The organism is Pseudohaemophilus parahaemolyticus (assembly GCF_938021905.1).
In the GTDB taxonomy this organism is placed as follows: Bacteria; Pseudomonadota; Gammaproteobacteria; order Enterobacterales; family Pasteurellaceae; genus Haemophilus_A; species Haemophilus_A parahaemolyticus_B.
In genome coordinates this window covers 58,373-66,712 of sequence record NZ_CALIFA010000068.1, presented here as the reverse complement: position 1 = coordinate 66,712, position 8,340 = coordinate 58,373, and the positions used below count along the sequence as shown (strand labels likewise).

Annotated in this window: 7 protein-coding genes and 1 pseudogene; 5 read left to right on the top strand and 3 right to left on the bottom strand. The window is 43.2% G+C overall.

Annotated features, from left to right (window positions below; translation table 11 throughout):
* The 3 genes and pseudogenes from QMF79_RS07310 to QMF79_RS07295 all read left to right on the top strand — a co-directional run.
* Positions 1 to 299: pseudogene (locus QMF79_RS07310) on the top strand (class I tRNA ligase family protein); the annotation flags it as partial.
* A 432-nt stretch (positions 300 to 731) separates the two neighbouring features.
* The gene (gene rpoZ / locus QMF79_RS07300; RefSeq protein WP_281773315.1) at positions 732 to 1,013 is read left to right on the top strand and encodes a DNA-directed RNA polymerase subunit omega; all 282 of its coding nucleotides are present in this window, start codon (positions 732 to 734) and stop codon (positions 1,011 to 1,013) included.
* A gap of 114 nt (positions 1,014 to 1,127) precedes the next feature.
* A complete protein-coding gene (locus QMF79_RS07295; protein WP_281773314.1) occupies positions 1,128 to 2,831 on the top strand; it encodes a RelA/SpoT family protein in 1,704 nt (567 codons plus the stop codon).
* A gap of 62 nt (positions 2,832 to 2,893) precedes the next feature.
* On the opposite strand, the gene QMF79_RS07290 is transcribed toward QMF79_RS07295, so the two are convergent.
* From QMF79_RS07290 to cysT, 3 genes are read right to left on the bottom strand one after another with little or no spacing between them, the layout of a single operon-like run.
* Positions 2,894 to 3,970 carry a sulfate/molybdate ABC transporter ATP-binding protein gene (locus QMF79_RS07290; RefSeq protein ID WP_281773313.1) on the bottom strand — a complete coding sequence of 359 codons (1,077 nt, stop codon included), beginning with the start codon at positions 3,968 to 3,970 and terminating at the stop codon, positions 2,894 to 2,896.
* A 9-nt stretch (positions 3,971 to 3,979) separates the two neighbouring features.
* Positions 3,980 to 4,819 (bottom strand): sulfate ABC transporter permease subunit CysW, encoded by an 840-nt coding sequence (cysW, locus tag QMF79_RS07285; RefSeq protein WP_281773312.1) that lies wholly within the window; start codon positions 4,817 to 4,819, stop codon positions 3,980 to 3,982.
* 10 nt (positions 4,820 to 4,829) lie between these two features.
* Positions 4,830 to 5,651: a sulfate ABC transporter permease subunit CysT gene (cysT, locus tag QMF79_RS07280; RefSeq protein WP_281773311.1), complete on the bottom strand. Its 822-nt coding sequence runs from the start codon at positions 5,649 to 5,651 to the stop codon at positions 4,830 to 4,832.
* Between the two features lie 236 nt (positions 5,652 to 5,887).
* Here cysT and QMF79_RS07275 point away from each other — a divergent pair, with 236 nt between their 5' ends.
* Together QMF79_RS07275 and cysG are read left to right on the top strand one after the other, a co-directional pair.
* The gene (locus tag QMF79_RS07275) at positions 5,888 to 6,895 is read left to right on the top strand and encodes a sulfate ABC transporter substrate-binding protein (RefSeq protein WP_281773310.1); all 1,008 of its coding nucleotides are present in this window, start codon (positions 5,888 to 5,890) and stop codon (positions 6,893 to 6,895) included.
* Positions 6,895 to 8,334 (top strand): siroheme synthase CysG, encoded by a 1,440-nt coding sequence (cysG, locus tag QMF79_RS07270; protein ID WP_281773309.1) that lies wholly within the window; start codon positions 6,895 to 6,897, stop codon positions 8,332 to 8,334. The genes QMF79_RS07275 and cysG overlap by 1 nt, the downstream gene beginning before the upstream one ends.
* Positions 8,335 to 8,340: the final 6 nt, after the last annotated feature.

The window sequence follows — 8,340 nt, the reverse complement described above, 5'->3', positions numbered from 1 at the left end:
TTCAAGTGTTAGCGGCAAACGAAACCGCACCACTTGCGGTAGCGAAACTCGTTGGCAATGCAGAATTACTCGTGCCAATGGCTGGCTTTATTAATAAAGAAGCAGAGCTTGCGCGTTTAACCAAAGAGATTGAAAAATATCAAAACGAAGTTAAACGCATCGAAAGCAAACTCAGCAATGAAGCTTTCGTGGCTAAAGCACCAGAAGCAGTGATTGCGAAAGAACGTGAAAAACAAGCAGAATACCAATCTGGATTAGAAAAAATCCAAGAGCAGTATAAGGCGATTGAGGCGCTGTAATTGAAAAATAAGGGCAAATAGATCTGCCTCAAAAAATTAGATTGTTACTTAAAGGACTGTTGTCGACATTGTATCGGGTTCAGTCCTTTTAATTTTAATTGGGTTCATTCGCCCAGAAATTTACCATTTCTGTATTATCCAAATAATTTCCTTTTTACGACATACTTTTGAAACTCTATTTTTCGCTAATTATCTAGGCATTCGATCATTAAAATCAACCGTTAATGCTTCAAATGGACTATTTAGGTAAAGTATTGGAATAAAAATCTGGCAAAAGATCCAGATTCCTGTGTGGTTGTGGGATAGAGCCCCGTTAGTGTTTCACGGAAATGTATTATTAGGTTTATTAAGATTGTCACCCTAGTCTATTTTTTGTATAATTCTACCCCTTTATACTAAAATTCCTAGAATCGCAAATCGTTGGAGTAACAAATGGCTCGTGTAACTGTTCAAGAAGCTGCTGAAATTATCGGCAACCGTTTTGATTTAATTTTAATTGCGGCACGTCGTGCAAGACAAATCCAGCTTCACATTCGTGAGGCATTAGTGCCAGAAGAAAATGATAAGCCAACTGTAATTGCTTTAAGAGAAATTGAAGAAGGCTTAATCAATGGCGAAATTATGGATCAGTTTGATAATCAACAAGCTGTTCAACAAGACATCGCAGAAAAAGAAGCAATTTCATTCTTAGCAGACGTTCAAGCAAACGCTTAATTAAAATTTATAAATTCCTGAAATGGATAATGGACAATTAAAACGCAAGCGGTTAAATTAACCATATCAATTGCAATTTATTGTCCATTATTCATTTTTAATGTTGGGGGTATAGTGTATCTTTTCGAACCATTAGATCGCATAATTCGTCAGTATTTGCCAGCCGATAAAATTGAGCTGGTCAAACGTGCTTTTGTTGTTGCGAGAGACGCCCATGAGGGGCAAACTCGCTCAAGCGGTGAGCCCTACATTACGCACCCTGTTGCCGTTGCAGGCATTATTGCGGAAATGAAACTCGACCACGAAGCCGTGATGGCGGCGCTTTTACATGATGTAATTGAAGATACGCCTTATACCGAGGAACAACTTGCAGCCGAATTTGGCAAAAACGTTGCCGAAATTGTGCAAGGGGTTTCTAAACTCGATAAATTAAAATTCCGCACTCGCCAAGAAGCACAAGTGGAGAACTTCCGCAAGATGATTTTGGCGATGACCAAAGACATTCGCGTGGTATTAATCAAACTTGCCGACCGTACTCATAATATGCGAACACTTGGCTCATTACGCCCAGATAAACGTGTTCGCATTGCCAAAGAGACGCTCGAAATTTACAGCCCACTTGCCCACCGTTTAGGCATTACACATCTGAAAAACGAGTTGGAAGATCTCTGTTTCAAAGCGATGTATCCGCACCGTTATAATGTGCTGAAAATGGCGATTGAAATAGCACGCGGTACTCGTCAAGACTTGCTTGCCACCATTTCGCACGAACTGGAAAGTCGCCTGAAAGAAGCAGGCATTCCTGCGCGTATTTACGGGCGTGAAAAACATCTTTACACCCTTTATCACAAGCTCCGCCAACGCGATCAACGTTTCCGTTCAATTTTGGATATTTATGCGTTCCGCGTGGTGGTAGATGATGTGGACAATTGCTACCGAGCATTGGGGCGGGTGCACGCTCTGTATAAACCGCGTCCGTATCAAGTGCGAGACTACATTGCCGTGCCGAAAAGTAACGGCTATCAATCGATCCATACCTCAATGATTGGGCATAAAGGTCTGCCGATTGAGGTGCAAATTCGCACCGAAGAGATGGATCAAATGGCAGAACTTGGTGTGGCGGCATTCTGGCAATATAACGATGAGCAAATTCACGCAACCAGCGTGCAACAAAAAGCACAAAAATGGCTACAAAGCATCATCGAATTGCAACAAAGTGCGGGAAATGCAGAAGAGTTTATTGAAAGCGTGAAATCGGAGCTGTTCTCAAATGACATTTACGTCTTCACGCCAAAAGGCAGAATTGTAGAATTGCCTGCAAAATCGACCGCTATCGACTTCGCTTATGCGGTGCATTCAGATATTGGTGATCACTGTGTGGGCGCGATTGTGGATCGTCAGCCATATCCAATCTCACAACCGTTACAATCTGGTCAAACGATTGAAATTTTAACTGAAACAGGTCGTTACCCAAGCTCAAGTTGGTTGAATTTTGCAGTGAGTGCTAAAGCACGTTCGAAAATCAAACAGGCCTTAAAACAACTTAATGCTTTGGATGAAGCTTTAGAAACTGAAGAGCCTGAGAATCTGAATGTAGAATTAGTGTTGGAAATCAAAGATCAACCAGGTGTGTTGGCAAGCCTTACCAATACCATTGCATCTCTTAATAGTAACATTGGTTCGGTGCAAAGTTACCCAATTGAAAACGGTAATTATCAAGTGAAATTACAGATTTCGGTTACTGATAATGCTCATCTTTACGTGGTTATTCAACGATTAACCAAGTTAAGTGGTGTGGTGAAAGTCGATAAGCGTTAATCAAATTTTCAAGCGGTTAAATTTGTAAAACATATTGCACATTCGACCGCTTGCATTTTCTTTTAAATATTCATCTCTTGGAACAGATTTAATTTATCTGGCACTAAATAAACCAGCTCTCCCAGTTGATAATTCCCTGCCAAATAATTCTCTTTCGTTAAAATCACCTCAATCGGTTGTTCAGTTTGTGGACTTTCCACTTCAATGCGCACAATAAACCCTATGGCATTGATATGTTGAATAATGCCACTTGCGAGGGCGTTCTCGGCACGCTTGGAAAGGGTAAGTTCGTAAGGGCGAATGTAAGCAGTGGCTGCTTGATTTTCGACCGCTTGGGTAGCATTGGCGTGAGGTTGCAAGTTGTGGGCGAATTCGCCAACCACCAAATTTCCCTGATCGATATGCCCGTGAAACACATTTACATCACCGACAAATTGGGTCACAAAAGGCGTTTGTGGTGCGTGGTAAATCTGGTTCGGTTCGTCGATTTGTTCCACTTGCCCTTTGTTCATCACCACAATGCGATCCGACATATCCAAGGCTTCGTCCTGATCGTGGGTCACAAAAATGCTGGTGACGTTGAGTTCGTGTTGTAGCTCGCGTAACCAGCGGCGGAGTTCTTTTCTAACCTGTGCATCAAGGGCACCGAAAGGTTCATCAAGCAGTAAGACTTTAGGTTGAACAGCAAGAGAACGTGCTAAAGCAATACGTTGTTTTTGTCCGCCTGAAAGTTGATTCGGGTAAGCATTTGCCAGCCAGTCCAGTTTAACTAACTTTAAAAGTGCGGTCACTTTTTCTGAAATTTCTTCCTTAGTTAGACGTTCATTTCTAGGTTTAACTTGCAAACCAAATGCCACATTTTCAAAAACAGTCATATTTTGGAACAAGGCGTAATGCTGGAAGACAAACCCCACGCCTCGTTGATTCGCAGAAAGTTTAGTCACCTCTTTATCACCGAATATAATCTTCCCACTGTCGGCAAATTCAAGCCCAGCAATAATGCGCAGCAGGGTGGTTTTTCCACAACCACTGGGACCGAGCAAAGCGGTAAGTTGGTTTTCGGGGAAAGTTAAATTTATGTTTTTCAGGGCGTGGAAAGCACCAAAATGTTTTTCTAAATTCTCAATAATAATGGTCATTTGTTGTTCCTATTGTTGTGCTGTTCGTTGCAATGATTTCTCAAGTTTCTTTCGTTGTATGAGGTTGATGATATTTTGTAATCCCAACGTTCCCACGGCAATAAGGGCAAGCAAACTAGCGCAGGCAAATGCGGCGATAAATTGGTATTCGTTGTAACTGATTTCAACAAACAGCGGAATCGTATTGGTGAGTCCGCGAATATGACCAGACACTACGCTCACTGCGCCGAATTCTCCCATGGCGCGGGCGTTACTTAAGATAATGCCGTAAATAAGTGCCCATTTCATTTTGGGCAAAGTGACTTTCCAGAAAATTTGCCAAGTGGATGCGCCTAAAATCAAGGCGGCTTGTTCTTCGCTGTTACCTTGGGTGGATAAGGTGGGAATAAGCGATTTGGCAATGAGCGGAAAGGTAACGAAAAGCGTCACAATTACGATGCTTGGGGTGGCGAACATAAAACGGATATTGTGTTCGGAGAGCCACGTACCAAATAATCCATCCATACCAAAAATCAATAAAAACATTAATCCCACCACAACAGGTGAAATGGAAAACGGCAGGTCTAAAAGTGCAGTCAAAAAACTTTTACCTTTGAAATCAAAATAGGCAATTGTCCACGCCATTACCACGCCGATAAAGACATTTATAGGCAATACAATTAAGGCGACTTTTATCGTGAGCCAAATGGCGGCAAGGGCTTCTTCGTTGGTAAGCGCTTCAAAGAATAGTCGAAAACCTTGTTCCAAGGCGTAATAAAACACGGTGAAAAGCGGCAGTAAAAGCACAATGAAGAACAAGCTCAATGCAATGCCAATTAACGCCCATTTTTGCCAAGTTTTGCTTTCCATTTTTCTTCTCCTATCTTATCGGGCTAATCCGTTTTGCCACTTTCCACTGGGCGAAATTAATCAGCAAAATCAGTAAAAAAGAGATGGCTAACATCAACAACGCCACAACAGAAGCACCTTGTACATCGTAAAGATCGAGCTTTGACATAATAATCAGGGGCGCAATTTCCGAGACAAGTGGTACATTGCCGGAAATAAAAATCACCGAGCCATATTCACCGAGGGAGCGGGCAAAGCCCATTCCTGCGCCGCCAATCATGGCTGGGAGAAGGCTGGGGATTATCACACGAAAAAGTGTCGTGATTTTATTCGCACCTAGAATATGGACGGCTTCTTCAAAGCTGGGATCCAGATTCGCCAGCACCGGTTGAATGGCTCGCACGATGAAAGGTAGGCTGACAAAAATTAAAGCAATTGCAATGCAGCTTGGTGTGTAGGCGAGCTGAAGCCCCCATCTCGCAAGCGCTTCACCAATTAGCCCTGTTGGTGCATAAAGCGAGGCAAGGGCAATGCCAGCAACGGCTGTCGGTAGTGCAAAAGGTAAATCAATAAAGGCATTGACCAAGGATTTTCCCGGAAAATCGTAACGAACTAAAATCCAGGCTAATAAAAAGCCAAAAATCAGGTTAATGATTGTGGCGACAAACGCCATTTTGAAGGAAAGCAAAATAGAGGCGATGACGCGATCACTGGTGATAATTTGCCAAATTTGACCGATTTCCAACTGTAATGCACTCCATATCAATAGCACTAGAGGCAAAATTACCATCGAACCTAACCAGCCCAATGTGATAAATAAGCCTCGTTTAAAACCGGGTAACACCATTTTCATTCTTACCTCTTTTTCAATCCTTTACAAAAATATGGCAAAAAATAACCGCTCTTTCTTAAAACACAAAGAACAGAAAACTATTTATTATGCATTTTTAGAATATATGCATCACAATAAAGATCAAGTATATTCAATTTAGTTATAACAGAAGCATTTAAATTATTTAACCCGCAAAAAAATTTAGGTTATAAATTCGTCCATTGAAATTCCCAGTCAGCAACTTATAGGAGGACAGTATGAAAAAAATCGCATCAATTTTGGCGCTGTCCTTGTTAATAGGCGGCATTTTTTGGAGAGAAAGCACGGAGCAAAAATCCGTGTTACTTAACGTTTCTTACGATGTAATCCGCGATTTTTACAAAGAATACAACCCGCAATTTCGCCAAGCCTTTGCCCCAGATTTAATGATTTCGCAATCCCACGGTGGTGCGAGTAAACAAGTACTTGCGGTGCTCAATGGTTTGCCGGCAGATGTCGTGACCTTGACGCAAAGTAACGATGTGGATGCGCTTGCGAAAAAAGGCTTAGTGGCACAAAACTGGCGCAAGGTCTTGCCAAATGGCGCGGTGCCTTTTGGCTCGGTAATGGTGTTGTTGGTAAAGAAAGGAAATCCAAAACAGATCAAAGACTGGGCGGATTTAACCCGTGCCGATGTAAGAGTGGTATTTGCCAACCCAAAAACTTCGGCAAATGGGCGTTTTGCTTATCTTTCCGCCTTGGCATATGCCGAACAACATACATCAGATTCGCAGGCGTTTATGGTGAATTTATTAAAGAATGTGCCTGTGCTAGAAGCCGGTGCACGTAGTGCCAGCATTGCATTTACGCAACGCAATATCGGCGATGTGTTAATTGCACCAGAAAACGAAGCTGCGCTTGCCGCCAAAACCCTTGGAAATGAGAGTTTTGAAGTGGTTTATCCAAGCCTTACCGCTTACACGCCAGTGTATGTGGCGGAAGTAACTAAGAACACAGCACAATATGGTTTGCATCAACAAGCACACGCTTATTTGACTCATTTATGGTCAGAGCAAGCACAGCAGTTGGCGGTAGAAAATTTTTTCCGCCCGACGAATGCAAAAGTATTGGAAAAAACGACCGCTCTTTTTCCAAACGTAAACAGCTTCGATGTAAATGAGACCTTTGGGGATTGGAACAAGATTAACCAAACTTATTTTGTGGATAACGCACGTTTTGATCGTGAATATATCGCCGCTCAACAGGCGAAAGAAGGAGTGAAGTAATGAACTATTTTCCGCTTTTTGCTGACCTTGCCGGTCGCGCCGTTTTAGTGGTGGGCGGCGGCTCGGTGGCTACTCGCAAGGTGAATTTGCTGCTGCAAGCGAATGCGCAAGTTCGTATTGTGGCAAAAAAATTAAACGCTAAATTAACCGCACTTGAGGCGGAAAATAAGATTTTATGGATCGCCAAAGAGTTCAATGCTGAACAAATCCGCACCGCTTTTTTTGTGATTGCGGCAACCAATGATGAAGCTTTAAATCACCGCATTTTTCACCTCGCGGAAAGCCAACATAAATTGGCAAATGTGGTGGACGACCAACCTTATTGCAGTTTTATTTTCCCTTCTATTATCGACCGCAGTCCAATTCAAATCGCCATTTCCAGCGCCGGCAAAGCCCCTGTACTTGCCCGTTTGTTGCGTGAAAAACTAGAAGCCTTATTGCCACAATCATTAGGCGATATGGCAGAAATTTCGGGCAAATGGCGGGAGGTGGTGAAAGCCAAATTACACTCTGTCACCGAACGCCGCCGTTTTTGGGAAAAAGCCTTTAATGGGCGTTTTGCTAGCCTTGTAAAAAGCCAACAACAAGAAAAAGCCGAACAAACATTGGCAATTCAATTGGAACAAGATTACCAAGGCGGTTTTGTCTCTTTAGTAGGCGCAGGGCCGGGCGATGCCGGTTTATTGACGCTCAATGGTTTACAAGAAATCCAACAGGCAGATGTGGTGCTTTACGATGCATTAGTCTCTGATGAAATCCTATCCCTCATTCGCCGTGATGCCGATCGTATTTTCGTGGGAAAACGTGCGAAAGGCGATTGCGTGCCGCAAGAAGAAACCAATGCATTATTAGTTAAACTTGCCCAACAAGGCAAACGTGTGGTGCGATTAAAAGGCGGCGATCCTTTTGTGTTCGGACGTGGCGGCGAAGAGTTAGAAGTGTTGGCTGAACATCAAATTCCGTTTTCCGTCGTGCCAGGCATTACCGCCGGCATTGGAGCAACCGCTTATGCAGGCATTCCGCTCACACACCGAAATTATGCGCAAAGTGCGATTTTCGTCACAGGTCATCGCAAAGCGGATGCCTCCGACATAGAATGGCAAACCTTGGCTCGCAGCCATCAAACCTTAGTGATTTATATGGGCACGCTCAAAGCGGCATTGATTTCCAACCGTTTGCAACAATACGGGCGTGCTGCCGATACACCGATTGCGATCATTAGCCAAGGCACACAACTGACACAAAAAACCACCATTGGCACGCTTGCAAATCTTGCGGAACTTGCAGAAACCGCCCCTACACCGGCATTAATTGTGGTGGGTGAAGTGGTGAAATTGCACGAACAATTGGTGTGGTTTGGCGAAGAGAGCGAGGAAAAACGTCTCCAAAAACAACCACACTTTACGCTTGATAGTTTAAGTGTTGAGAAAGTGGCGTAGGGGAAG